Origin of the sequence: Sulfuricaulis limicola, from assembly GCF_002355735.1 — a bacterium.
GTDB classification, from domain to species: Bacteria; Pseudomonadota; Gammaproteobacteria; order Acidiferrobacterales; family Sulfurifustaceae; genus Sulfuricaulis; species Sulfuricaulis limicola.
The window spans coordinates 814,224-837,265 of sequence record NZ_AP014879.1; the positions used below are offsets into that span (position 1 = coordinate 814,224).

Here is a 23,042-nt window from a genome sequence, read left to right on the forward strand (position 1 = left end):
AGCTTACATGGCGGACGTATCCCAGCAGCAAGTTGAAACCGCGCTCAAGGCGGTGATCGATCCCTATCTCGAGCAGGACCTGGTGGCGGCCAAGGCGGTGAAGAAAATCACCACCGACGGCGGCAAAGTGACCGTCGACATCGAGCTGGGTTACCCGGCCAAGGGCTATATCGCCGATCTCGGCGCCAAACTAAAGGAAAAAGTCGCGGCCATCGCCGGCGTCAAGGACGTCGCGATCAACTTTTCCTCCAAGATCGTCGCTCACGGCGTGCAGAAGGGCGTGAAGCCCATCGAAGGCGTGCGGAACATCATCGCCGTGGCCTCCGGCAAGGGCGGCGTCGGCAAGTCCACCGTGGCGGTGAACCTGGCACTGGCGCTTTCCGCGGAAGGCGCCAGCGTCGGCATTCTCGATGCCGACATCTATGGTCCGAGCCAGCCGACCATGCTTGGTTCGAAGATGAAGCCCGAATCCAAGGACGGCAAGTCGCTCGAGCCGATCATGAGCTATCACCTGCAGTCCATGTCCATCGGCTACCTGGTGGACGAGGAAACGCCGATGATCTGGCGCGGCCCGATGGTGACGCAGGCGCTGGAACAGCTGCTGCGCGACACCAACTGGCAGGACCTCGATTACCTCGTGATCGACCTGCCGCCAGGCACCGGCGACGTGCAGCTGACGCTGGCACAGAAGGTGCCGGTCACCGGCGCCATCATCGTCACCACGCCGCAGGACATCGCGCTGCTGGACGCGCGCAAGGGCCTCAAGATGTTCGAGAAGGTGGACATCCCGGTGCTCGGCGTGATCGAGAACATGAGCACGCATATCTGCAGCAAGTGCGGGCACGAGGAGCATATTTTCGGCGAGGGTGGCGGCCAGAGGATGTCCGAGCAGAATGACGTGGATTTCCTCGGCGCGCTCCCGCTCGACATGCGCATCCGCGTGGAGACCGACTCCGGCAAGCCCACGGTGGTGGCCGATCCCGAGTGCCGCATCTCGCAGATCTACCGCGACATCGCCCGCCGCGTGGCCGCCAAGCTGTCGCTGAAAAAGAAGGACTTCTCGGCCAAGTTCCCGAGCATCGTCATCCAGAATACATAAAAACACTCACCGCAAAGGCGCGAAGAGCGCAAAGAAATGCAGGTTTAAGTTAACTCTTAAAACCTTTGCGTCCTTTGCGTCTTTGCGGTGAAATAGCGCCTTCTTATGGGAATCAAATCAGACAAATGGATTCGTCGCATGGCGGCGAGCCACGGCATGATCGAGCCGTTCGAGCCGAACCAGATCAAGCGCAACAATAACGGCCCCATCGTTTCCTACGGCACCTCCAGCTACGGCTACGACGTCCGCTGTTCGGACGAATTCAAGATTTTCACCAACATCAATTCCACCATCGTCGATCCCAAACGGTTCGATCCGAACAGCTTCGTGGACTTCAAGGGCGAGGTCTGCATCATCCCGCCGAATTCCTTCGCGCTGGCGCGCACCGTCGAGTATTTCCGCATCCCGCGCGACGTGCTCACCATCTGCCTCGGCAAGAGCACCTATGCGCGCTGCGGGATTATTGTCAACGTGACACCTTTGGAGCCGGAGTGGGAAGGACATGTCACCCTGGAATTCTCCAACACCACGCCGCTGCCCGCGAAAATCTACGCCAACGAAGGCGTGGCGCAGGTGCTCTTCATCGGCGGCGACGAGGTTTGCGAGACTTCCTACAAGGATCGCGGCGGGAAGTATCAGGGCCAGCAGGGCGTGACGCTGCCGAAGATTTGATGCTGTATCACTTGTAGGGCGCGTATCACGCGCCATTCCTCAAGCCCGCAGCACGTAGTACAGGTAGGGCGCAATAGCGAAGCGTATTGCGCCGGATGTATTCCGCCACGGGCATCAGGCGCCCAGCCGTAACACCCCCACCCCACGCCCCACTCCGCAAGCATCATGTTATGGGACGATTTGACGGTTTCTTGCATGTTATCTTGCAATCCTGCAACCTATATCCGGACCCATCAGCCGCAAGTCATTGAAAATAAAAATGCCGGGAGCGGTGTTAATGTTAATTACTGTCAATATGTCCTCTAATCATCGTTAAGTAGCAACCCAAACATGACTTTCTCACGCTGCGATTGGGTGGCGAAGAAAATAGATACTGCGCTTCGTTTATGCGCCGGTGAGTGCGGCGGCTCTTATGCCGAGGGCGTTATCATCCTTTCTGCGGCCATAAGTGCAATGGCAGCCGAAGCATGGCCCGGGAGCGGAATCGACAAGATGCGTTTTGTCGAAATAATCAAGGACTACTGCGATGCGAAACTAAATCCAACTCGCATAAGCGTTCCACTATTGATTGGACGTCTCCGTGACGATAACAAAATCACCGAAGCTGACGCCTTGCGAAAGAAGTTCATGGATTATCAGAAAACTCGGATGCTTACGGGAAATGACGTAGACAGAACGGAAGCGGAGATCCTATCGCTATGTTCTAGTTTGAGTCTTAAGGAGATCCGGCGTTTTTCCTATGCTGGCGTCTTTTATGAGGAAGTGCGCTCCGGTTTTGTGCACGAGTATCGTCCCGGGAAAAAGGCTGATTCATGGGCTATCGCCGCAACAGAAGACGATGAAATCAGCTACGGCAACTGGATGAACGATCCTGATCGGCATATCCATTTTCCAGTCCATTGGATAGCCAAGGTTGCTAAGTCCGTCGCTGAGGTCGCGGATCGCATTGCATCTCGGTTTCCTTTTTCTCGCCCCACAATGTGGTGGCTTGAGGGGTGAGCATGCTACTTAACTCTTTGCTCGTGCCGACGCCGGGGACAGCGCGCCGTGTTTCCTGGTGTTTCCGTGGCCAGCGCGGCACAGAAAAACGTTAGACAACATAAGAATGCACACCGCAATAACAATATCTCGCGTCATCTGCGTATTTATGGGCATAGTGCATTTGTTCGGACAATTGTTTTTTGGAATCTTCGCAATTACTCCGACCATATCCGGCATCAGCGGAATACTTGCAGGGAGCTTTAGTAAAGCTAGTTACACATCCGCCAAGCTGTTGCTGCTCGTAGCTCCTGCGGGAGTGTTGGCAATTGGTGCGGATGCATACGACTACTATGCATCGGATCAAATACCAGGAAACTACTACGCGTGGCCCGAGGAGGTAGTATTTGTAGCAGCTCTCCTATTTATTGCTTATGGTGCCCTAAGCCGCCTTCGACAAAGAAATGAACAGAATGGCTAACTCACGCTTCGAGACGGACGCGCAAAAGCGGCGCGCCGCTGACGCGAATCGTTAACCCATCTTCCCCGCCTCCCACGCGAGCAGAACTTTTTTCCTCGTTTCCCCCCAGCGATAACCACCGAGCGCGCCGCTCTTGCGGATCACGCGATGGCAGGGGATCAGCCAGGCCACCGGGTTGTGCGCCACGGCGTTGGCCACGGCCCGCACCGCGCGCGGCGCGCGGATGCGGCGGGCGATGTCTTCGTAAGATGCCACGCTCCCCGGCGGAATCCGCAACAGCGCCTCCCACACCTTGATCTGGAAATTCGTCCCGGGCACGTGTAGATCGATCTCCGGTGAACGGCCGTTGCCGCGCGTAAACAGCCGGCGCGCAATCGCGGCCGTCGTGCGCGACGCTTCCTCTGTGCGCGCCCGCGGCCATTCGGCCGTCAGTTCCGCCAGCGCGGCATGCCGGCCCTCCGGTGGCACGAAACCGAGATGGCAGATGCCGCGCGCGGTCACGGCGATCAGGCATTCCCCGAACGGGCTGGGGTGAAAGCCGTATTGAATCGTTAGCCCCGCGCCATCACGTTTCAGCTCGCCGGGCGTCACGGCGTGGAAATTCACCAGCAGGTCGTGCAGGCGGCCGCTCCCGGACAGCCCGGCATCAAAGGCTGCGTCCAGATTGCTGCGTGATTCGCGCAACAGGCGGACCGCGTGCCCGGCGGTGAGATATTGCACGAAGCGCTTGGGGCTGATGCCGGCCCAGCGCCGGAACAGCCGCTGGAAATGAAATTCGCTCAGCCCCGCGCTACGCGCCAGCTCCTTCAGATCCGGCTGGCGCCGGTAGTTCGCTTCCAGATACTGGATCGCGCGTTCGATACGCTCGTAATCCGTGGCGCGCCGCGAGTGGCCATTGATCCTGTCCATGGGCGCAGAATAAGCCGGGCAGACCGGCGCAGACAACCCGATTCTTGCGGTGTATCGTCAAAGGGCAGGATCATTTTTTGGTGGGGGTTCCCCGGGCCTTATCAGAGGTATATCGTTAAACAGGCTGTTAAATCAACCAGGGAACCAAAACGCGACTCATGTACGAGCCACACCACAAGCCACCCATTCCCACGGGCAGGTTTTTTCTGCGGATGGTCGGGCATGTTTTCGTGGCGCAGGTCGTGGTCGCGATCTCGTTGTTTATCGGCATGATTGGCTATCGTCACTACGAGCGTATGTCATGGCTCGACGCGTTCCTGAACTCGGCGATGCTTCTCGGCGGAATGGGGCCCGTCAAGACGGATGGTCTGAGCGAGCCGGGGAAGCTTTTCGCGGGTATTTATGCGCTGTATGCAGGATTGGTATTCATTGCCGTGATGGGTATCATGCTGGCGCCCGTGGTTCACCGGGTGCTGCACCGGTTTCATTGGGCGCAGGAACGCGGGTCCAATTGAGTGGTTTACTGACGTATCATTCAACCGTTGGTTCCGTCCGCTGGGCGTCGCCGAGCGCATCCCGAAAAAGAAAGGACTGCATGAGACACGTTGAAGGCCACAGGACACACCGCATCGGATGGCTCCGTGCAGCGGTTCTCGGTGCCAATGACGGTATTGTTTCCACCGCCAGCCTCGTCCTGGGCGTGGCGGCGGCGGGCGCGAGCTCAAAGAGCATCCTGATCGCGGGTGTTGCCGGACTTGTCGCCGGAGCGATGTCCATGGCCGCCGGCGAGTATGTTTCGGTGAGTTCGCAGGCCGACACCGAGAATGCCGATCTGGATCGGGAGCGGCAGGAGCTGGCTGCCGATCCCAAACACGAGCATGCGGAGCTAACCGCTATTTACGTTAAACGCGGACTTGATGCAGAACTGGCTTCCCAGGTCGCCACCCAGTTGACGGCGCATGACGCGCTTGGCGCGCATGCGCGCGACGAGCTGGGCATATCCGATACGTTGACCGCACGACCGGTCCAGGCCGCCTTGGCCTCGGCCGCCACTTTTGCGGTGGGCGCCGCCTTGCCCCTGCTGGTTGTTCTTTTGGTGCCGGTAACGGCGCTCATGTGGGTGGTGTCGGGCAGTTCGCTCCTGTTTCTCGCGCTGTTGGGTTCCCTGGCCGGGCGCGCCGGCGGCGCTTCGGTGATGACCGCTGCCGTGCGGGTGACCTTCTGGGGCGCCTTGGCCATGGCGTTGACAGCCGGAGTGGGGGCTTTGTTTGGGGTAGCGGCTTGAGGTAAAACAGGGTGAATTTGAGTCAGCTCCCGGTTTTTCGGAACAGCAAGGAGGATAGGCAATGGTTACGGCAATCGTGGCTCTGAAGGTGGACCGCAGGAAGGTGAACGATATCGCCTCGCAACTTTCCGGCATGAAGGGCATCACCGAGGTTTACTCGGTGAGCGGGCGCTATGACCTGATAGCGATTGTCAGAACCAAAGACAATGAGACGTTGTCGGATCTTGTGACCGGGGCGATGCTCAAGCTCGACGGCATCGTGGACAGCGAAACCATGCTCGCCTTCCGTACCTACTCGAAGCATGATCTGGAATCCATGTTTTCCATTGGTTCGGGATAGATGGCCCGGGCACGCACAGGAGTGAGTCAATGATTTACCAAGGCAGCTGCCACTGCGGCCGGATCGCCTTCGAGGCCGAGGGTGACCTTGAAAAGGTCATGGAGTGCAATTGCTCGATTTGCAGCAAGCGCGGCGCGCTGCACTGGTTTGTGCCGCGCGAGAATTTTCGCCTGCTTACGCCCGAGGAAAACTTTGCCACCTACACATTCAACAAACATCTGATCAAACACCGTTTCTGCCCTCGGTGCGGGTGCGCGCCGTTTGGCGAGGGCATGTCCCCGACCGGCAAATACATGGTGGCCGTCAACGCCCGCTGCCTGGACGGCGTCGATCTGGCGCCGCTCAAGGTGGGCCACTTCGACGGTCGCAGTCTTTAGAGCGCGCCACGCCCATCCCGGCCTTCCGCCCGATACCAGCCTGATCGTCAGTCCGGGCTAATACCGGGCGTCGATTCGCCATGCAGCATGAGCCCTTTTCGCGGGCCTTGAATTTTTCCGGAGTTAAGAAGAATCTGAACATGGTGAAATCAGGAAAACAGCGAAAAAAGCCTGATACCCATAGGCTGTTTATTTGACCATGATGGCATGTGAATAATAACCACTCGACTTCAAGGAGACCTCCATGCAAACACCAAACAAAGTTGTGTGCAGTTTGATAATGTTCGCATCATCTTTATTGCTGACGATGAGTGTCCAGGCGGCGGGGAAGAAGGCCCCCACTGACAAGCAACTGATCGCGAGCGCCATGTCCGCGGCGCCGGCCAAGGTTGCGAAGGGCGCTACCATCGTGGCCATGGAAGCGGATGGAAAAATGCGCACGCTGCGGGAAGGAAAGAACGGCTTCACCTGCATGCCGGACAACCCGGCAACGCCCGGCCCCGATCCCATGTGCATGGACAAGAACGCCCTGGACTGGGCCCACGCGTGGATCGGGCACAAGACCCCGGCTGCCGGCAAGATCGGTTTCATGTACATGCTCGCGGGCGGGACCGACGCCAGCAACACCGATCCCTACGCGACCAAACCCGATGCGAAAAATCACTGGATCAAGACCGGACCGCACGTAATGGTCGTTGGCGCCGATCCGGGCTTCTACGACCAATATCCGAAGAGCGCGGATCCCGACACGAAAGTCCCCTACGTGATGTGGGCCGGCACGCCCTATCAGCATCTGATGGCGCCGGTGAAGTAAGCGCAGATAAGAGTGAGAGGGGAGGGGTGGAGCAATTAATAATAAATTTCTCCACCCCTTTTGCAGTCGGTGGCGCACGTTTGCTCAAAAGGATCATCTGGAGTACCAATCAACTGTTTCAAAAAGGAGAAGTTCCCATGATGAAACCAATGCTGCTTTCGTTATTGATCCTTCCGTTCCTGGTTGCCTGTGGCAAGCAGCAACCGCCCGCGCCTGCCGTGCCGCCCGCGCCACAAACGGTGACACCGACTCCCGCTCCCGAAGCGGCAGCGCCAACTCCAGCCCCGGCCCCGCAAGCGGCGGCGCCTGCCGCCGCGCCAGCCGCTCCCGCGGCTGGCGGTGGCAACCTCGCCAAGGGTGAAGCCACCTACAAGCAAACCTGTTTCGCCTGTCATGCCGCGGGTGTGGCGGGTGCGCCCAAGCTGGGTGACAAGGCGGCATGGGCCCCGCGCATCGCCCAAGGCATGGACACACTGCACATGCACTCTCTCAAGGGCTTTCAGGGCAAGGCCGGCATGATGCCGGCCAAGGGTGGAAACACTACTTTGAGCGACGCGGACGTGATGGCGGCGGTCGACTACATGGTGTCGCAGTCGAAGTGATGGAGTTCGAGGGACAGACTCCGGTTTTTCTTAAAACCGTGGTCTGTCCCGTATTGAGAATCAGCTGATTTTTTCTATTTTCAGCTTGCCTTTTTCCTCGCCGAGCGTTTTCGCCAGCAGCTTGACGCAGGCATAGACCGCGTCGATATGCGGCGTGGGCGTATTGGTGAGCTTGCCCAGCTCGATCACGGCGCCGACCAGGGCGTCGATCTCGATGGCGCGGCCGATCTCGATGTCCTGCAGCATGGAGGTCTTGTGTTTGCCGACCTTCTCGGCGCCGGCGATGCGCTTCTCCAGCGACACGCGGAATTCGATATTGAGCTTGTGCGCGATGGTCTGCGCCTCGGTCATCATGTCGGCGGCCAGCTGGCGCGTCAGCGGGAACTGGCAGATGTCCACCAGCGTGGAGTGGGTCAGGGCGCTGATGGGATTAAAACTCAGGTTGCCCCACAGCTTGAGCCAGATCTCCGCGCGGATATCTTTCAATATCGGTGATTTGAAACCGGCCTTGGTAAAGGTCGCGGTGATGTTCTTAACGCGCTCGCTTTCGGAACCGTCCAACTCGCCCACCGGGAAGCGGTTGCCCTCGATCAGCTTGATCACGCCGGGGGAGACGATTTCGGCGGCGGGATAGACCACGCAGCCGAGGATGCGCTCGACCTCGATACTGGCCATGAGGTTGCCATGCGGGTCCACGGTCTCGACGCGCCGGCCCTCGAACTCGCCGCCGTGCTTCTGGAAATACCACCAGGGAATGCCGTTCTGGGTCGTGACCACCGCGGTCTGGTCGTGGAACAGGGCCGGGATCTCCTTCGCGATCGGTTCGACCTGGTGCGCCTTGAGCGCCAGGATCACCACGTCCTGCTTGCCGGCCTCGGCGATCCGGCTGGTCGCCTTGACGTTTTTCGCCACGTGCTCGGAGCCATCTTCCTCGATCAGCTTCAGACCGTTCTTTTGCATGGCCTCGAGATGCGCGCCGCGCGCGATCAGTGTGACTTCCTCGCCCGCGAGCGCGAGCTTTGCGCCCAGCAAGCCGCCGATGGCGCCGGCGCCGACGATGCAGATCTTCATGGATCAATCCTCCAAATCATTTAGCATCAAAAAAAGCAGTTAACCGCCAAGACGCCAAGAACGCCAAGTTTTCTATTCATGAAAGTTTTTCTTCTTGGCGACCTTGGCGTCTTGGCGGTTCAAAATTTATATACCAGAGACTCTTACTTATATTCGTTGGACAGCGTGCCGATGCCGTCGATAACGACCTCGATCTTGCTGCCCGGTTTCATCGAGCCGACGCCCACGGACGTGCCGCAGGAAATGACATCGCCCGGGTACAGCGTCATGTCGCGCGAGATCAGGCTCACGATCTGCGCCGGCTTGAAGATCATGTCGCTTACCGGGTAATTCTGGCGCTCCTTGCCGTCCAGCAGGGTTTTCACGCTGAGCGTGAGCGGGTCCAGGCCGGTGGCAATGACCGGGCCGAACACGCCGAAAGTGTCGAAGCCCTTGGCGCGCGTCCACTGGGCGAAGGTCGGGTCTTTCTGGAGGATTTCGGCGGCGGTGACGTCGTTGGAGCAGGTGTAGCCGAAGATATATTTCGCGGCGTCGGCCTCGGAAACGTTCGAGGCGCGCTGGCCGATCACGACTCCGAGTTCGCCTTCGTACACCACCTTGCCGGTATAGGACGCCGGCACGCGGATAGTCTGGCCGCCAGCGAGAAAGGAATTCGGCGCCTTGAGCAGATAGAGCGGTTCGGGTGGTGCCGTGAGGTTCAGTTTGGCGGCGAGCGCGTGAAAATTGTTCCACAGCGCGATCATCTTGGTTGGCACGCAGGGCGTGAGCAGCGTGACCTCGGCCAGCGGCACGGTGGCGTTCGTCGCGCGCGCCCCGGCGAACATGTCGCCTTCGTGGACCTGGATTACGCCATCGCGCAATGTTCCGAATCCGGTCTGTCCGCCGCGCTCGAAACGTATCCAGTGCATAAAGCCTCCTCCGCCGTGTTATCGTGGCGATCCATTATGGTCGCGGATCGAGGTATGTATGCTACCTTCTGGCGCCGCGTGTCGCCAGCCGCATCGGGTTTCCACAAGATGAAATTGGCCTCGCGGCCGCGTTAACGTAAAACCGGATTTCACTGGACGAAAAACATGCGCGACAACCAATACCCTGGCCGCTCGGTCGTGATGAGCACGCATGGCATGATCGCCACCAGCCAGCCGATGGCGACGCAGGCGGGACTCGGGGTGCTGCAGGCCGGCGGCAACGCCATGGACGCCGCCATCGCGGCGAGCGCGGTGCTGTGCGTCACCGAGCCGCAGGCGACCGGTATCGGCGGCGATTGTTTTCTGCTGTATCACGAAGCCAAAACCGGCAAGCTCTTCGGCCTGAACGGCAGCGGCCGCGCCCCGGCGCGCGCTACGCTGGAGGAATTCGAGCGGCGCGGGCTGATGCAGGTGCCGGAGTTCGGAATTTTATCGGTGATCGTGCCCGGCGCCGTGGACGCGTGGCAGACGGCCCTCGAACGTTTCGGCACGCGCAGCCTGGAAGAGATGCTGCAACCGGCTATCGCCTTTGCCGCGGACGGTTACGCGGTCACGCCGGTGGTGGCGAAGGCTTGGCAGAACAACGCCGCCGTGCTCGCGCCGCATGCCGAAAGCCGGCGTGATTTTCTGGTGGACGGGCGCGCGCCCGCGGCCGGCACGCTGCATCGCCAGCCGCGGCTGGCGGAGTCGCTGCGCCGCATCGCGCGCGGCGGGCGCGAGGCCTTCTATCGCGGCCCGATCGCGGAAGCCATCGTGCGCCACAGCCATGCCCATGACGGCCTGCTCGAGCTGGAGGATTTCGCCGCCTACCGTTCGGAATGGGTCGAACCAATCAGCACCGATTACCATGGCGTGCGCGTGTGCGAAATTCCACCGAACGGGCAGGGCATCACGGCGCTGATGACGCTCAATATCCTGGAGCAGGCCGACCTGCGCGGCATGAAACATCTGAGCGCCGATCATCTGCATTGGGTGATCGAGGCCTTCAAGCTGGCATGGGCCGAGCGCGACGAGTACGTCGCCGACCCGGCGTTCAACCAGTTGCCCGTGGAAGAAATGCTGTCGAAGGAATTCGCCGCCCGGCAGTACGCGCGCATCGATCCGCATCGCGCCGCGCCTTACCCGGTTCAGCTGGCGGCGCGCGCGCACCGCGACACGGTGTATCTCAGCGTGGTGGACCGCGACCGCAACGCCGTATCCTTCATCAACAGCCTGTACTACCCCTTCGGCAGCGGTGTGGTCGCGGGCGACACCGGTATCATGTTGCAGAACCGCGGCGCCGGCTTCGTGCTGGAGCCCGGTCATTTCAACTGCATCGCGCCGCGCAAGCGCCCGCTGCATACCATCATCCCGGCGATGGCCTATCGCGGCGATGACCTATTGAGTTTCGGCGTGATGGGCGGGGAGTATCAGCCCATGGGGCATGTCTGCGTGCTGACCAACTGGCTCGACTTCGGACTGGACTTGCAGGAGGCGATCGACGCGCCGCGCTTCATGCCGGGCGGCGGGGTAGTGGCGCTGGAACGGCCGGTTCCGCAGGAGGTGCTGAAGGCGCTGCAACAGCGCGGGCACGTGGTCGGACGCACCGAGCTGGCGCTCGGCGGCGCGCAGGCGATTTACGTGGATGCGAAGAACGGCGTACTGTCTGCCGGCTCCGACCCGCGCAAGGACGGCTGCGCGTTGGGATATTGAGGATAAAAAGGATTCGTCACACCGGCGAAAGCCGGTGTCCAGATAAGTAGAATTAACTTTAATACACTGGATTCCGGCTTTCGCCGGAATGACGATTGAGATGCTTCACGCCAAGCCGAGTTTCTGCGCCAAACCGATGCGCTGCAGCTTGCCGGTCGCGCCCTTGGGGATTTCTTCCAGAATTAAAATTTTGCGCGGCACCTTGAAGTCCGCCAGCCGTTTGGCGGCGAACTCGCGGATTTCCTTTTCATCGGCGCTCTTGCCTTCGCGCAGCACCACGGCCGCGGCCACGTCCTCGCCGAGCTTGGCGTGCGGCATGGCGAAGGTCACGACCTGCTGCACCGCCGGGTGGTCCATCAGCACCTCGTCCACCTCGCGTGGCGAAATCTTCTCGCCGCCGCGGTTGATGATCTCTTTCAGCCGGCCGGTAATGCTGAGATAACCTTCCGCGTCGATCACGCCCTGATCGCCGGTGCGAAACCAGCCATTGGTGAAGCCCTCGGCATTGGCCTTGGGATTGTTCTCGTAGCCGTTGGTTACGTTCGGGCCGCGGATCACCACTTCGCCGGTCTGGTTCGGTCCCAGCAATTTTCCGTCCTCGCCCATGATGCCGACTTCCGGTCCGGCGGCGATGCCGACGGTGCCGGGCTTGTGCGGGCGCGGCGGCAGCGGATTGCTGGTCATCTGGTGCGAGGCCTCGGTCATGCCATAGGACTCGAGCACCGGCGCGTTGAACACCTGTTCGAGCTCGGCCAGCACCTGCGGCGGCAGCGACGACGAGGATGAGCGGATGAAGCGCAGCGGATGGCGCGCGATAACCTCACGATTGTTCGCCGCGCGTGCCAGGATCGCCTGGTGCATGGTTGGCACCGCCGTGTACCAGGTCGGCTTGGCCTCGTCCATCCAGGCGAAGAACTTGAGCGCGTTGAAACCGGGCGTGCAGTAAACGCTGCTGCCGGTGCAGAGCGTGGACAGCACCGATCCAATGAGTCCGTGGATATGGAACAGCGGCATGATGCTCAAGCCCCGGTCGGCGGGCGTGAGGCTCAAAATATCCCGGATGTGGCCGGCCGAGGCGCACACGTTGCGCTGCGACAGCGGCACGATCTTGGGGCGCGAAGTCGTGCCGGAGGTGTGCAGCACCAGCGCGACGTCGTCGGTCCCGGCATGGCCGCCGCGCGCCGCCGCGGCGGATTGACCGCCCGCGACCGGAACCAGCTCGAACACGCCGGCAGGGTCGGTATTCGCGCGCACGATTTCAATAACGGGAATTTTCAGTTTGGTGGCGACGCCGAGCGCGGGTGAAGTGCTGCCGCGTTCGACCACCAACGCCTTGGCCTTGAGGTCGGCAAGATAGAATTCGAATTCGTCGGCGCGATACGCCGGATTGAGCGGGGCGGAAGTCGTGCCCGCGGCGATGGCCACGAAGGCGCTGGCCATCTCGGTGCCGTTGGGCAGCACGATGGCGACGCGGTCGTTGCGTCCGATCCCGAGCCGGTTGAGTGTCGCCACGGTGCGTCCGACATGATCGCGCAGCCCGCCGTAGGTGAGCGACGGGCAGCCGCTGCCGACAAAGGCAATGGCGTTGGCGGGCTTGTCCGCCAGCAGCGCATGGATCGTGGAATAAACGGTCATGGATGCTTCCTCCGCTCCTGAAAATTATCTGGACGACGTTACCGGATGCGGCGCCATGTTATCAGCCTTTCGCAGGCTGTAAATGCGCTTTTCATGATGTGGAACAGCGGGGAGGCGGCCGGATTATTTGTCTTCCCAGGGCGCGAAGCCGATGGAGCGCTTTTTCTTCGGCACGGGCGGCGTCATCAGTTCGCGGATGGCGTCGAAAACGACCCTGAACTGGGCGTCGTATTTTCTCTCCAGCGCCGCCAGCTTGCGCGCCAGATCGACGTTGGAGGCGAGCATTTGCCGCAGGCGCACGAACGCGCGCATGATTTCGATGTTGACCTGGATCGCGCGTTTGCTGTGGAGCACGCTCGAGAGCATGGCCACGCCCTGTTCGGTGAAGGCGTACGGATGGTAACGACGGCCTCCCCGTTTTGAGGTGCCAAATTGGCACCTCAAACTTTCAAACTCTTTGGTTGAAAGCTGAAACATGAAGTCCTCGGGGAAACGCCGCAGGTTACGCTTGACGGAGCGGTTTAGTACCTTGGTTTCCACCTCGTAAAGTATGGCCAGATCGTCATCCAGCATCACCCTCTGGCCCCGTAAGAGGTAAATACGATTTTCGATCTGTTCTGCTGGAACGATAGGTTTTTGGGACACGGATACACCTTTGTTTTTGCAGATTGTAGCTTTGTGCAGGGGAATTACCGCCCTAGTTCTAAAGGTTTGAGATCACAATTTGTGACCTCAAATCGCCGGATTTCCTGGAGGGCATATCTTGAAATCACAATTTGTGATTTCAAGGTCACAATTTGTGACCTTGATCCCCGGCCTGTTTGAGGTTCCAATTTGGTACCTCAAATTTTACTGCTCCGGCGTACAGATCTCGTTGCGCGCGATGGCGCGCGCGGTGAGCGCCAGTAACAATGCGATCACGGCACAGAGCAATGCCAGCAGCAGCCAGGAAACATCTTTGAAAAACGCCACGCCGGTGGCGCGGTACATGAGGAGTGTGGCGATGGTCAGCGCGGCGAGGGGAAAGGAGTAGGCCCACCAGGAAAGAAAAAACTTGAGGCGTGCGAAGCGCGGCAGTTGCAACGCCAGCAGCAGCGCGATGAACACCGCCGTGTGGTAAAGAATGCGCCCGAATCCATCCAGTACGCCGCGGAGTTTCAGGTAGGCGATGAAGCCGGCCGCCGGCGGTGCCAGCAGGATGAACAGCGTGGGCAACAGCCGGTCGGGCAGGGGGTTATGGAAGATCATGCGATACACGATGATGGTGAACAGCACCAACCAGAACACCAGTCCGATGCTGAAGAAAAACCAGCCGGTTTCGGGGCCGGCGTGCGTGACCCCGGCGATGGGTGCCACGATGTTTCCCACCACCGGAATGAACCAGGCGGGACTGATGTGGGTGATTTCAAAACCCGGCTTGTAGATCCAGGCGTTCAGCACGTAGAGCGTCACCAGCAGATGCAGTGCCGCGCCCGCGAGCCAGAGCGCGTACGAGAGTTTTGGCCAGAGTCCGAGGGTGGCGCCGCCCAGCAACAGCAGGCTGACCGTGATGGTCGCGCCGAAACTCATTTTCACCGGATGACGCCATTCCTGCATCACCGCTTCCGGATAACGCATCAATTTCAGGAGGTACACAACCGCCAGCAGCGCGAATACGATCAGGCTGACGACCGTCACGATCTGTCCGCCGCCCCGGGGCAGGCCGAGAATGGCTTCGCCCTGTTGCAGCGCCATGGCGAGGCCGGCCAGTCCCATGACGGAAGAAAAGAAGGCGACCGGAAAAAGTTGCAGGCGGTTGTGGCTGGGGATGGCGGCTTCAGTGCTCATGCGGGCGATCCTGTTGTGTTCACTTCGGTTGCGGCTCAGGCGACGTTGAGTCTGCCCTCGGGGTCGAACGCCCGTTTCAGGTTCTGCTGGAGCGCCGCGACCGCGGGCGGCAGGGGATGGAACGAGGCGCCGTTCTGCCCGGCGCGGCGGAACAGGGTGGCGTGACCGCCGGCCGTTTCCGTTTCCCGGCGGATATCCGCGGCCGGCGCATCGCTCCGGAGCCAGCGCTGCGCGCCACCCCAGTCGAGGAGCCACTGGCCCGGCAGGTCCATCGACGCCGTGGCGGGTGGGACCGACAGGCGCCACAGCGGCGCATCGCCCTGAAAGAAGCCGTGCCGGTGTTCGCGGATGTCGCCCCAGAATTCATCGCTCTTGTCCAGCGCCTTGCCGCCCAGTTTGGCGCGCGCAGCCTGCACCCCCAGTTCGCTGCCGGAGAGACGCACATATAAGGTATCGTCCACGTGGCAGGCGGCGGACAGCGGCAGCGGCTGCGCGCTCCAGGTATTCATGGTGGCGATGGCCTTGTCGACCGTGGTCGCGAAGCCGAGCGTGATTTCCCGGGCCGGTTTCGGCAACACCTTGAGCGAGATTTCGAGCAGCACGCCGAGCGTGCCGCGCGCCCCGACCATGAGGCGCGAGACGTCGTAGCCGGCGACGTTTTTCATCACCTCGCCGCCGAAATGCAGGATCTCGCCCCTGCCGTTGATGAGGCGTGCGCCGAGGACGTGGTCGCGCGCGGCGCCGGCATAGGGCCGGCGCGGGCCGGAGAAACCGCAGGCAATGGTGCCGCCGAGCGTGGCGGCCGGGCCGAAGTAAGGCGGCTCGAAGGCGAGCATCTGGCCCTTGTCAGCCAGCGCCGTCTCGATCTCGGCGAGCGGTGTGCCGGCGCGGGCCGTGATGACCAGTTCGGTCGGCTCGTAGGAAACGATGCCGCGATGACCGGTGACATCCAGCTTTTCACCCGCCGCTTCGCCGGTATAAAAGCGCTTGCTGCCGCTGCCGGTGATCGTGAGAGGCGTGCGTTTCCTTACCGCGGCCTTGATAGCCTCGGCGAGTTCATTCGCGATATCCTGATTGGCGGCGCTCATGCGGTTCAAAATCTTTCCAGTTCGGGATGCACCAGCTTGCCGCCGTGCACGTGCATGCGGCCGAATTCGGCGCAGCGCGACAGCGTCGGCACCGCCTTGCCGGGGTTGAGCAGGCCCCTGGGATCGAAGGCCGCTTTCAGGGCATGAAACTGTTCCAGCTCCACGCGCGTGAACTGGAGGCACATCTGGCCGATCTTCTCCACGCCCACGCCATGCTCGCCGGTCACCGTGCCGCCGACCTCGATGCAGAATTCCAGAATCTTGCCGCCCAGTTCCTCGGTCTTTTCCAGCTCGCCCGGCTTGTTGGCGTTGTAGAGAATCAGCGGGTGCAGGTTGCCGTCGCCGGCGTGAAACACGTTCGCCACTGCCAGGCCGTATTCCTTCGACAGATCGCTGATGCGCCTCAATACTTTGGCCAGGTGTCGGCGCGGGATGGTGCCGTCCATGCAGTAGTAATCCGGCGACAGGCGCCCGACCGCGGGGAACGCCGCCTTGCGGCCGGCCCACATGCGCAGGCGCTCCGCTTCATCCCGGGATACGCGCACCTCGGCGGCGCCCTGCTTCAGCAGCAGCGTGCGAATCTGCGCGATGCCTTCGGAAACTTCCTCGCTGGTGCCGTCGAGTTCGCACAGCAGGATCGCCGCGGCTTCGACCGGATAGCCGGCCTTGGCGTAAGCCTCGGCGGCGCGGATGGCGAGGTTGTCCATCATCTCGAGGCCGGCGGGCAGGAACCCGCTCGCGATGATGGCGGCAACGGCGTCGCCGGCCGTTTCGATCTCGTCGAACACCGCGAGCATCACCTGCGCGCGTTCCGGTTTCGGCAGCAGTTTGACCGTGAACTCGACCATCACTCCGAGCATGCCTTCCGAGCCGGTCATGAGCGCCAGCAGGTCGTAACCAGGGATGTCGAGCGCCTTGCCGCCGAGCGTGATGAGTTCGCCGTCCATGGTCATGAACTTGATGCCGGTCACGTTGTGCACCGTCAGGCCGTATTTCAGGCAATGCACGCCGCCGGCGTTTTCGGCGACGTTGCCGCCGATGGAGCAGGCCAGCTGCGACGAGGGATCGGGCGCGTAGTACAGGCCATAGGGTGCCGCGGCCTCGGAGATCGCGAGATTGCGCACGCCGGGCTGGACCGTGGCGGTGCGGTTGGCGGGATCGACTTCCAGGATGCGGTTGAATTTCGCCAGCGACAGCAATACGCCGTCTTCGAGCGGCAGCGCGCCGCCGGACAAGCCGGTGCCGGCGCCGCGCGCGACCACGGGAATATCCTGCTCCGAGCACAGCCGCAGCAGCCGACCCACCTGTTCCACCGTCTCCGGCAGCGCCACGATCCAGGGCAGCCGGCGGTAGGCCGACAGCCCGTCGCATTCATACGGGCGCAGGTCTTCTTCCTCGGTCAGTACCGAGCTGCGCGGCATGAATTCGCGCAGCCGCGCCGCCAGCGATTGGCGCAGCGCCGTCGAAGCCAGGGAGGTTGGGGCCGTGCTCATGCGGGCTAGGGTAATCCCTGCCCGGCATGGCGTAAAGCCGGGACGGCGGCTAACTGTTTGCAGCGGTGGAAGATGTGTCTTCCAGCGTGTCCGAGCTGCTCAGCTTGATGAAAACCCCGAGCGACATGAGCAACAGTGACGCGCTCGCGATGATCGCCACCGGATAATAGAGGAAACCGGCCAGGTCCTGCTGGCTGTACTTGATCACCATGATCAGCGATTCGAGCACCAGCGCCACGAACACGACGCTGGCGAAGCGCGTGACACTGCGCCGGATACGCCGGATGGCATCGGACGGTTTGCCGCTCTTGTCATATTCCTGGTGCACCACCTGCGCCAGCTCATATACGGCGAGCGCCACCACGCCCATGTGCACTCCCTTGACCAGACCACTGGTAAGGTCGCCTTCGCTGAGAATCGGTTTAATGAACTCGATGATCGCCGAGGAGGCATACAGCAGCGCAAAGGACAGGAAGAACAGGGCGAACAGGGGAACGAGCAGGCGCGGTACCGCCTGAATTATCGCTACCAGCCCCGTGGCTCTTTCTTCCGTTATCGTGTCGTGATTTTCGATGCTTTCATCTTTCATCATTTGCTCCTTTCGTTTCGTTCGCGGGGTTATGACCGCGAAGACGGCTGTAACATCCGCCGACCCGATCAATTTGCTATGATCCCTGACCAACGGACAGAAACCGCTCGAGTTTTGTGGCCATCGCGCGCCAACGTGTAATTTTATTTGAACGTGTCGTCATGAAATCTTCAGAACCGTATCGCGGACGTTTCGCGCCGTCGCCCACCGGGCCGTTGCACTTCGGTTCGATGGTCGCCGCCGCCGGAAGTTTCCTGCAGGCGAAATCTCGTGGCGGCGAGTGGCTGGTGCGCATGGAGGATCTCGACCCGCCCCGCGAAGCGCCGGGCGCGGCCGATGACATCCTGCGCACGCTCGAAGCCTTCGGTCTGCACTGGGATGGCGAGGTGGTGTATCAGAGCCGGCGCCACGCGTTGTACGAGGAGGCGCTGGAAAAACTGCGAGCGCGGAACGCGCTCTATGCCTGCGCGTGCAGCCGGCGCGAGATCGCGGACTCGAGCGTGAACGGCGTGGACGGACTGGTTTATCCCGGTACCTGCCGCGGCGGCATCGCCCCGGGGCGCGCGCCACGCGCGTGGCGCGTGAAAGTGGACGGACAAAAGATCGAATTCATCGATGCTATTCAGGGGCGCATGGTCCGTGACCTGGCCGTGGATTTCGGCGACTTCGTGGTGCGGCGCGCCGACGGATTTTTTGCGTATCAACTGGCGGTGGTGGCGGACGACGCCGCGCAGGGTATCACCGCGATCGTGCGCGGCGCCGACCTGATCGAATCCACGCCACGTCAGATTCATCTGCAACGCCTGCTGGATTTGCCGACGCCGGATTATCTCCATCTACCGGTGGCGCTCAACGCGCGAAGCGAGAAACTCAGCAAGCAGACCTTGGCCGCGCCGCTCGACGCGGCGCGCCCCATGCCGGCGCTGCTGCAGGTCATGCGGTTTCTGGGCCAGGAAGTCCCGCCGGAACTGGCCGACGGCAGTCTCGCAGATTTCTGGCGCTGGGCTGTCATGCATTGGGATATGACGCGCGTTCCACGGGTAGCGGGCATCATCGTGTAAGCAACCGGTGACAGTTTGGCCTGAATTCCAGTTTACAATCCGCTATCAAGTTGACACGACAAAGCCGGTGGTATAACTTTTGTCGCGATTGGCGCCGATTTGAGCTTCAGCGTGCGACGTGAGTCGCTTGGGTAGCTAGCCCTGCCAGTACGCAAAATCTGGTGGAAATAGCGCAAAGCCGATTAAAGCAATCCTTCCGATCGGCGAGATCAGTAGTCTGACCAAAATGGATGTGCCATCGTGTTTGCGGGCACACTTCCATTCCAAGTGGCGAAAGCCGTTCAAACAATTGTCCCAGCAGTTAACGCTGCGAGCGGGACTTGTCGTTTAGCCGACAACAGCCTAGGGGCAGTGCGGGTCTGGTAACGGTCCCGTGCCAAGCGCCCTGACAATGTAGCCACACCGACCGGTGTGCGTGTGAACCGCAAGGAATACACGTGATTCTGCCAGCAACAGGCGGATGAGGCGCTAGGCTGGGCGGTACGACCAACATATGTGAACTGCCGTTTTAAACCTCGTTATCAAAAACAAGCCAAAGTTGCTGTCAGGCTTGGACTAAAAGGTGCGTGGCCGGATGTCGCTCTGCTGAATAGCGACACGCTGACATAAAGGCCTCCGGGGAAAAGGCAGGGTCTAATCCGTTCGTGTTGTTTGAATGGAACACGGTAAGTCCGTACTCCCGCCCGTCATGGGCAGGTCCGCCGCAAGGCTGACTGTTGGGATGCGGATAAAGGAAAACGGAAAAAGCGAACGCCGGTCTGTAATGGATCGGATAGGGGTTTCAACGTCACCCCGCGCGAAAGCGAGCGGACTTCCGTTCGGTCTCTCCTCGCGAGAGAACGTGCAGACAACTCGACCCCGAAGGGGAGGCTATCCCCTTCGGGGGAGACATGCGCCTCCTGTTTGGGGATTTCATTTCTCTTAACAGGAGGAAAGCAAGTGAGCATGCAAAACAACGCATCTGCGTCCTCCACGGAGCAGGTGATTCCTTGGCACAGCATCGACTGGGCCCGGGCACACCGCAACGTGAGGAAGCTGCAAGTGCGTATCGCGAAGGCTACAAAAGAGCAGGATTGGCGCAGGGTGAAAGCCTTGCAACGATTCCTGGCTCGCTCGTTTGCCGGCAAAGCATTAGCCGTCAAGCGAGTGACGGAAAACACAGGCAGGCGAACGCCGGGTGTGGACGGTGAAGTGTGGTCCACCCCGGAGGTCAAAGCCAACGCCATGTTGTTACTCAAGCAGCGCGGCTACAAACCGCGTCCATTGAGGCGGGTGTACATCCCGAAAAACAACGGGAAGAAACGTCCGCTCGGGATTCCAACGATGCTGGACCGTGCCATGCAGGCGCTTCATCTGCTGGCATTGGAACCGGTCGCGGAGACCCTTGCGGATCGACACTCCTATGGGTTTCGGCCCGAACGCTGTACTGCCGATGCTATCGAGCAGTGCTTCACAGCGTTAAGCCAACGCTCAAGCGCCGAATGGGTTCTCGAAGGAGACATTCGGGGTTGTTTCGACAACATAAGCCATGACTGGTTGCTCGCTCATATCCCCGTGGATAAGACGACCCTCCGGAAATGGTTGAAGGCGGGTTACATGGAAAATCGCAGACTCTTTGCGACGCCAGCGGGAACACCGCAAGGTGGCATCATCTCGCCGACGTTGGCCAATATGGTCTTGGATGGGTTGGAAGCGGAACTTGAAGCCACGTTTGGCAGAAAGCGAACGCCGAAAGCCTATCGGAACAAGATTCACTTGGTGCGATATGCGGATGACTTCATCATCACCGGCAACTCGAAAGAGTTGCTGGAAACGGAAGTCAAACCATTGGTTGCCAGATTTCTCGCAACCAGGGGACTGGAGCTCTCGCAAGAGAAAACCCGGATTACACATATCACCGAAGGGTTCGATTTCTTGGGTCAGAATGTGCGCAAGTACAACGGCAAGTTAATCATCAAGCCGTCCAGAAGGAACGTAAAAGCGTTCAAGGATAAGATTCGAGAAATCCTGGATGCCAACAAGGCCACGAAACAGGCCACGCTGATACGCTTGCTTAATCCCGTTGTTCGAGGTTGGGCGAATTATCACAAGGCCGTTTCTGCCAAGGAAACATTCAGCGCGATTGACTCATGGCTTTGGCGCAGATTGTGGCAGTGGGCGAAACGCCGACACCCGAGTAAAGGGCGCCAGTGGGTTAGGAAGAAATATTTCCGAACCATCGGAACCCGGAATTGGGTGTTCGTGGCGGGTACCGGCGTTGTTCTGAAAAATGGCAAACCGGAAAGCGTGCGGCTGTTTAAAGCCAGCACCACTGCGATCCGGCGCCACAGGAAGATTCAGGGCAACGCCAATCCGTTCGATCCGGCAATGGAGCTGTATTTCGAGGCGCTAATCGGCCTCAGGATGCAGGATTCATTGAAAGATCGGCGAACGCTCTTGGCGCTGTGGCGGAATCAGGAAGGTTGTTGTCCTGTCTGTCACCAAAAGATCACCAAGGACACGGGATGGCATTGCCATCACAAAGTCCGGAAGATCGATGGTGGCGGCGACAACTGGACCAATCTGGTGCTGCTGCATCCAAACTGTCATCGTCAAGTTCACAGCAAACGTTGACTGAAAGGTAGCCGGTTCCCATAATCAGGAGCTTGGCGCTTTTTATAGAGGCTTGAGCCGAGTGCAGGGAAACTTGCATGCTCGGTTCTTAGGGGAGGGTGGCGCAGCAATGCGCCATCCTCACCCGACTTGCGGGCGCGATACAAATGCCGCTAAAGCGAGAGTATCCCGCTCTAGCCGCATTCGCGGCTTTTTTGTTGCCCGTCGTTTTCCGCAAGCCCGCGCCGTAACAGTAATAAAGGAGCAGCAGGCCATGTCTGACGATTTTGACCAATGGGGTTTCGACACTCGCGCGGTGCGCGCGGGCCAGCATCGCACCAACGAGGGTGAGAACTCCGAGCCGATCTTCGCTACCTCCAGCTACGTGTTCAAGAGCGCGGCCGAGGCGGCGGCGCGGTTTTCCGGGGAGAAGCCGGGGAATATCTACTCGCGCTTCACCAATCCCACCGTGCGTGCTTTCGAGGAACGTCTGGCGGCGCTGGAAGGCGGGGAGCGTTGCGTCGCCACCGGTTCCGGCATGGCGGCGATCCTCTCGACTTGCCTGGCGCTGCTCAAGAGCGGCGATCACATCGTCTCGTCGCGCAACATCTTCGGGCCGACGGTATTGCTGTTCAACAACTACCTCGGCAAGTTCGGCATCGAGACCAGTTATGTCTCGCTCTCGGACTACGGTGCGTGGGAGAAGGCGATTCGGCCGAACACGAAGCTCCTGTTTGTGGAAACGCCGTCCAATCCGCTGACGGAGATCGCCGACATCGCGCGGCTGGCGAAGCTGGCGCATGCCAAAGGCTGCCTGCTGGTGGTGGACAACTGTTTCTGCACCCCGGCCCTGCAGCTGCCGTTGAAGCTGGGCGCGGATGTCGTGATCCACTCCGCGACCAAGTATCTCGACGGGCAGGGCCGTTGCATCGGCGGCGCCGTCGTCGGCAATAAGGAATTGGTCGGCGAGAAGGTCTATGGTTTCATGCGCACCTGCGGGCCCTCCCTGAGTCCGTTCAATGCCTGGGTGTTCCTGAAGGGGCTGGAAACACTTTCGCTGCGCATGCAGGCGCATTGCGCGAACGCGCTGGAGCTCGCGCGCTGGCTCGAGAAGCAGAAGCGCGTGCAACGGGTTTACTATCCGGGCCTGGCCTCGCACCCGCAGCACAAGCTCGCCAAAAAGCAGCAGTCGGGTTTTGGTGGCATCGTGGCGTTCGAGCTGAAAGGCGGCAAGGACGCGGCCTGGAAGCTGATCGACAGCACGCGCGTGCTTTCCATTACGGCCAACCTGGGCGACACCAAGTCCACCATCACCCATGCGGCCACGACCACGCATGGGCGCCTCACGCCCGAACAACGCGCCGAGGCGGGCATCAGCGACGGCCTGATCCGGATTTCTGTAGGGCTGGAAGACGTGGAAGACCTCAAGAAGGACCTGATGCGCGGGCTTTCATGATGCGAAGCGGTGT

The 23,042-nt window shown here is 60.6% G+C and carries 22 protein-coding genes; 13 read left to right on the forward strand and 9 right to left on the reverse strand.

Features of this window, described 5'->3' with window-relative positions; genetic code table 11:
• Positions 1-7 precede the first annotated feature (7 nt).
• From apbC to SCL_RS04015, 3 genes are all read left to right on the forward strand, one after another.
• Complete coding sequence (gene apbC / locus SCL_RS04005; RefSeq protein WP_096360029.1) at positions 8-1,099, forward strand: iron-sulfur cluster carrier protein ApbC; 1,092 nt, start codon at positions 8-10, stop codon at positions 1,097-1,099.
• A 105-nt stretch (positions 1,100-1,204) separates the two neighbouring features.
• Positions 1,205-1,771, forward strand: coding sequence for a dCTP deaminase (dcd, locus tag SCL_RS04010; protein WP_096360030.1), 567 nt, complete (start codon positions 1,205-1,207; stop codon positions 1,769-1,771).
• A gap of 330 nt (positions 1,772-2,101) precedes the next feature.
• Positions 2,102-2,770, forward strand: coding sequence for a hypothetical protein (locus tag SCL_RS04015; protein ID WP_148664971.1), 669 nt, complete (start codon positions 2,102-2,104; stop codon positions 2,768-2,770).
• Between the two features lie 511 nt (positions 2,771-3,281).
• On the opposite strand, the gene SCL_RS04020 is transcribed toward SCL_RS04015, so the two are convergent.
• Positions 3,282-4,139: a methylated-DNA--[protein]-cysteine S-methyltransferase gene (locus SCL_RS04020; protein WP_096360032.1), complete on the reverse strand. Its 858-nt coding sequence runs from the start codon at positions 4,137-4,139 to the stop codon at positions 3,282-3,284.
• A gap of 158 nt (positions 4,140-4,297) precedes the next feature.
• Here SCL_RS04020 and SCL_RS14230 point away from each other — a divergent pair, with 158 nt between their 5' ends.
• From SCL_RS14230 to SCL_RS04050, 6 genes are all read left to right on the forward strand, one after another.
• A complete protein-coding gene (locus SCL_RS14230; protein WP_172425914.1) occupies positions 4,298-4,654 on the forward strand; it encodes a hypothetical protein in 357 nt (118 codons plus the stop codon).
• 80 nt (positions 4,655-4,734) lie between these two features.
• Entirely contained in the window at positions 4,735-5,424 is a 690-nt protein-coding gene (locus SCL_RS04030) for a VIT1/CCC1 transporter family protein (protein ID WP_096360033.1), read from the forward strand.
• Positions 5,425-5,485: 61 nt separating this feature from the next.
• The gene (locus tag SCL_RS04035) at positions 5,486-5,764 is read left to right on the forward strand and encodes an Lrp/AsnC family transcriptional regulator (protein WP_096360034.1); all 279 of its coding nucleotides are present in this window, start codon (positions 5,486-5,488) and stop codon (positions 5,762-5,764) included.
• Between the two features lie 29 nt (positions 5,765-5,793).
• Entirely contained in the window at positions 5,794-6,141 is a 348-nt protein-coding gene (locus tag SCL_RS04040) for a GFA family protein (RefSeq protein WP_096360035.1), read from the forward strand.
• A gap of 307 nt (positions 6,142-6,448) precedes the next feature.
• Positions 6,449-6,955, forward strand: coding sequence for a hypothetical protein (locus SCL_RS04045; RefSeq protein WP_420823635.1), 507 nt, complete (start codon positions 6,449-6,451; stop codon positions 6,953-6,955).
• Between the two features lie 140 nt (positions 6,956-7,095).
• Positions 7,096-7,557 (forward strand): c-type cytochrome, encoded by a 462-nt coding sequence (locus SCL_RS04050; RefSeq protein ID WP_096361831.1) that lies wholly within the window; start codon positions 7,096-7,098, stop codon positions 7,555-7,557.
• A 60-nt stretch (positions 7,558-7,617) separates the two neighbouring features.
• Here SCL_RS04050 and SCL_RS04055 read toward each other — a convergent pair whose 3' ends face one another.
• Together SCL_RS04055 and SCL_RS04060 are read right to left on the reverse strand one after the other, a co-directional pair.
• Positions 7,618-8,628, reverse strand: a complete 1,011-nt coding sequence (locus SCL_RS04055; protein WP_096360037.1) for a 2-dehydropantoate 2-reductase — start codon at positions 8,626-8,628, stop codon at positions 7,618-7,620.
• A 143-nt stretch (positions 8,629-8,771) separates the two neighbouring features.
• Positions 8,772-9,536, reverse strand: coding sequence for a fumarylacetoacetate hydrolase family protein (locus SCL_RS04060; protein ID WP_096360038.1), 765 nt, complete (start codon positions 9,534-9,536; stop codon positions 8,772-8,774).
• A 165-nt stretch (positions 9,537-9,701) separates the two neighbouring features.
• On the opposite strand from SCL_RS04060, the gene ggt reads away from it, so the two are divergent.
• Complete coding sequence (gene ggt, locus SCL_RS04065) at positions 9,702-11,288, forward strand: gamma-glutamyltransferase (protein ID WP_096360039.1); 1,587 nt, start codon at positions 9,702-9,704, stop codon at positions 11,286-11,288.
• 105 nt (positions 11,289-11,393) lie between these two features.
• On the opposite strand, the gene SCL_RS04070 is transcribed toward ggt, so the two are convergent.
• The 6 genes from SCL_RS04070 to SCL_RS04095 all read right to left on the reverse strand — a co-directional run bounded on the left by SCL_RS04070 (position 11,394) and on the right by SCL_RS04095 (position 17,923).
• On the reverse strand, positions 11,394-12,923 hold the full coding sequence (locus SCL_RS04070) for an acyl--CoA ligase (protein WP_096360040.1): 1,530 nt from the start codon (positions 12,921-12,923) through the stop codon (positions 11,394-11,396).
• Positions 12,924-13,046: 123 nt separating this feature from the next.
• On the reverse strand, positions 13,047-13,553 hold the full coding sequence (locus tag SCL_RS04075; RefSeq protein WP_096361832.1) for an ORF6N domain-containing protein: 507 nt from the start codon (positions 13,551-13,553) through the stop codon (positions 13,047-13,049).
• Positions 13,554-13,772: 219 nt separating this feature from the next.
• Positions 13,773-14,750 (reverse strand): SLAC1 anion channel family protein, encoded by a 978-nt coding sequence (locus tag SCL_RS04080; RefSeq protein WP_096360041.1) that lies wholly within the window; start codon positions 14,748-14,750, stop codon positions 13,773-13,775.
• Between the two features lie 35 nt (positions 14,751-14,785).
• Positions 14,786-15,838, reverse strand: coding sequence for a glycolate oxidase subunit GlcE (gene glcE, locus SCL_RS04085; protein WP_096361833.1), 1,053 nt, complete (start codon positions 15,836-15,838; stop codon positions 14,786-14,788).
• A gap of 5 nt (positions 15,839-15,843) precedes the next feature.
• Positions 15,844-17,259, reverse strand: coding sequence for an FAD-linked oxidase C-terminal domain-containing protein (locus tag SCL_RS04090; RefSeq protein ID WP_420823636.1), 1,416 nt, complete (start codon positions 17,257-17,259; stop codon positions 15,844-15,846).
• A 121-nt stretch (positions 17,260-17,380) separates the two neighbouring features.
• Complete coding sequence (locus SCL_RS04095; protein WP_172425917.1) at positions 17,381-17,923, reverse strand: hypothetical protein; 543 nt, start codon at positions 17,921-17,923, stop codon at positions 17,381-17,383.
• 158 nt (positions 17,924-18,081) lie between these two features.
• Here SCL_RS04095 and gluQRS point away from each other — a divergent pair, with 158 nt between their 5' ends.
• From gluQRS to SCL_RS04110, 3 genes are all read left to right on the forward strand, one after another.
• A complete protein-coding gene (gene gluQRS, locus SCL_RS04100; protein WP_096360044.1) occupies positions 18,082-18,981 on the forward strand; it encodes a tRNA glutamyl-Q(34) synthetase GluQRS in 900 nt (299 codons plus the stop codon).
• A gap of 945 nt (positions 18,982-19,926) precedes the next feature.
• On the forward strand, positions 19,927-21,594 hold the full coding sequence (ltrA, locus tag SCL_RS04105; protein ID WP_172425918.1) for a group II intron reverse transcriptase/maturase: 1,668 nt from the start codon (positions 19,927-19,929) through the stop codon (positions 21,592-21,594).
• A 253-nt stretch (positions 21,595-21,847) separates the two neighbouring features.
• Positions 21,848-23,029 (forward strand): O-succinylhomoserine sulfhydrylase, encoded by a 1,182-nt coding sequence (locus SCL_RS04110; protein ID WP_096360046.1) that lies wholly within the window; start codon positions 21,848-21,850, stop codon positions 23,027-23,029.
• Positions 23,030-23,042: the final 13 nt, after the last annotated feature.

Bases quoted from the DNA above. Each gene is read 5' to 3' on its own strand.
- SCL_RS04060 (WP_096360038.1), bottom strand. From the start codon at position 9,536: ATGCACTGGATACGTTTCGAGCGCGGCGGACAGACCGGATTCGGAACA.
- SCL_RS04030 (WP_096360033.1), top strand. From the start codon at position 4,735: ATGAGACACGTTGAAGGCCACAGGACACACCGCATCGGATGGCTCCGT.
- ltrA (WP_172425918.1), top strand. From the start codon at position 19,927: ATGCAAAACAACGCATCTGCGTCCTCCACGGAGCAGGTGATTCCTTGG.
- SCL_RS04095 (WP_172425917.1), bottom strand. From the start codon at position 17,923: ATGATGAAAGATGAAAGCATCGAAAATCACGACACGATAACGGAAGAA.
- SCL_RS04080 (WP_096360041.1), bottom strand. From the start codon at position 14,750: ATGAGCACTGAAGCCGCCATCCCCAGCCACAACCGCCTGCAACTTTTT.
- dcd (WP_096360030.1), top strand. From the start codon at position 1,205: ATGGGAATCAAATCAGACAAATGGATTCGTCGCATGGCGGCGAGCCAC.
- SCL_RS04070 (WP_096360040.1), bottom strand. From the start codon at position 12,923: ATGACCGTTTATTCCACGATCCATGCGCTGCTGGCGGACAAGCCCGCC.
- SCL_RS04055 (WP_096360037.1), bottom strand. From the start codon at position 8,628: ATGAAGATCTGCATCGTCGGCGCCGGCGCCATCGGCGGCTTGCTGGGC.
- SCL_RS04110 (WP_096360046.1), top strand. From the start codon at position 21,848: ATGTCTGACGATTTTGACCAATGGGGTTTCGACACTCGCGCGGTGCGC.
- glcE (WP_096361833.1), bottom strand. From the start codon at position 15,838: ATGAGCGCCGCCAATCAGGATATCGCGAATGAACTCGCCGAGGCTATC.
- gluQRS (WP_096360044.1), top strand. From the start codon at position 18,082: ATGAAATCTTCAGAACCGTATCGCGGACGTTTCGCGCCGTCGCCCACC.
- SCL_RS04050 (WP_096361831.1), top strand. From the start codon at position 7,096: ATGAAACCAATGCTGCTTTCGTTATTGATCCTTCCGTTCCTGGTTGCC.
- SCL_RS04045 (WP_420823635.1), top strand. From the start codon at position 6,449: ATGAGTGTCCAGGCGGCGGGGAAGAAGGCCCCCACTGACAAGCAACTG.
- ggt (WP_096360039.1), top strand. From the start codon at position 9,702: ATGCGCGACAACCAATACCCTGGCCGCTCGGTCGTGATGAGCACGCAT.
- SCL_RS04090 (WP_420823636.1), bottom strand. From the start codon at position 17,259: ATGCCGCGCAGCTCGGTACTGACCGAGGAAGAAGACCTGCGCCCGTAT.
- SCL_RS04015 (WP_148664971.1), top strand. From the start codon at position 2,102: ATGACTTTCTCACGCTGCGATTGGGTGGCGAAGAAAATAGATACTGCG.
- SCL_RS14230 (WP_172425914.1), top strand. From the start codon at position 4,298: ATGTACGAGCCACACCACAAGCCACCCATTCCCACGGGCAGGTTTTTT.
- SCL_RS04035 (WP_096360034.1), top strand. From the start codon at position 5,486: ATGGTTACGGCAATCGTGGCTCTGAAGGTGGACCGCAGGAAGGTGAAC.
- SCL_RS04020 (WP_096360032.1), bottom strand. From the start codon at position 4,139: ATGGACAGGATCAATGGCCACTCGCGGCGCGCCACGGATTACGAGCGT.
- SCL_RS04040 (WP_096360035.1), top strand. From the start codon at position 5,794: ATGATTTACCAAGGCAGCTGCCACTGCGGCCGGATCGCCTTCGAGGCC.
- apbC (WP_096360029.1), top strand. From the start codon at position 8: ATGGCGGACGTATCCCAGCAGCAAGTTGAAACCGCGCTCAAGGCGGTG.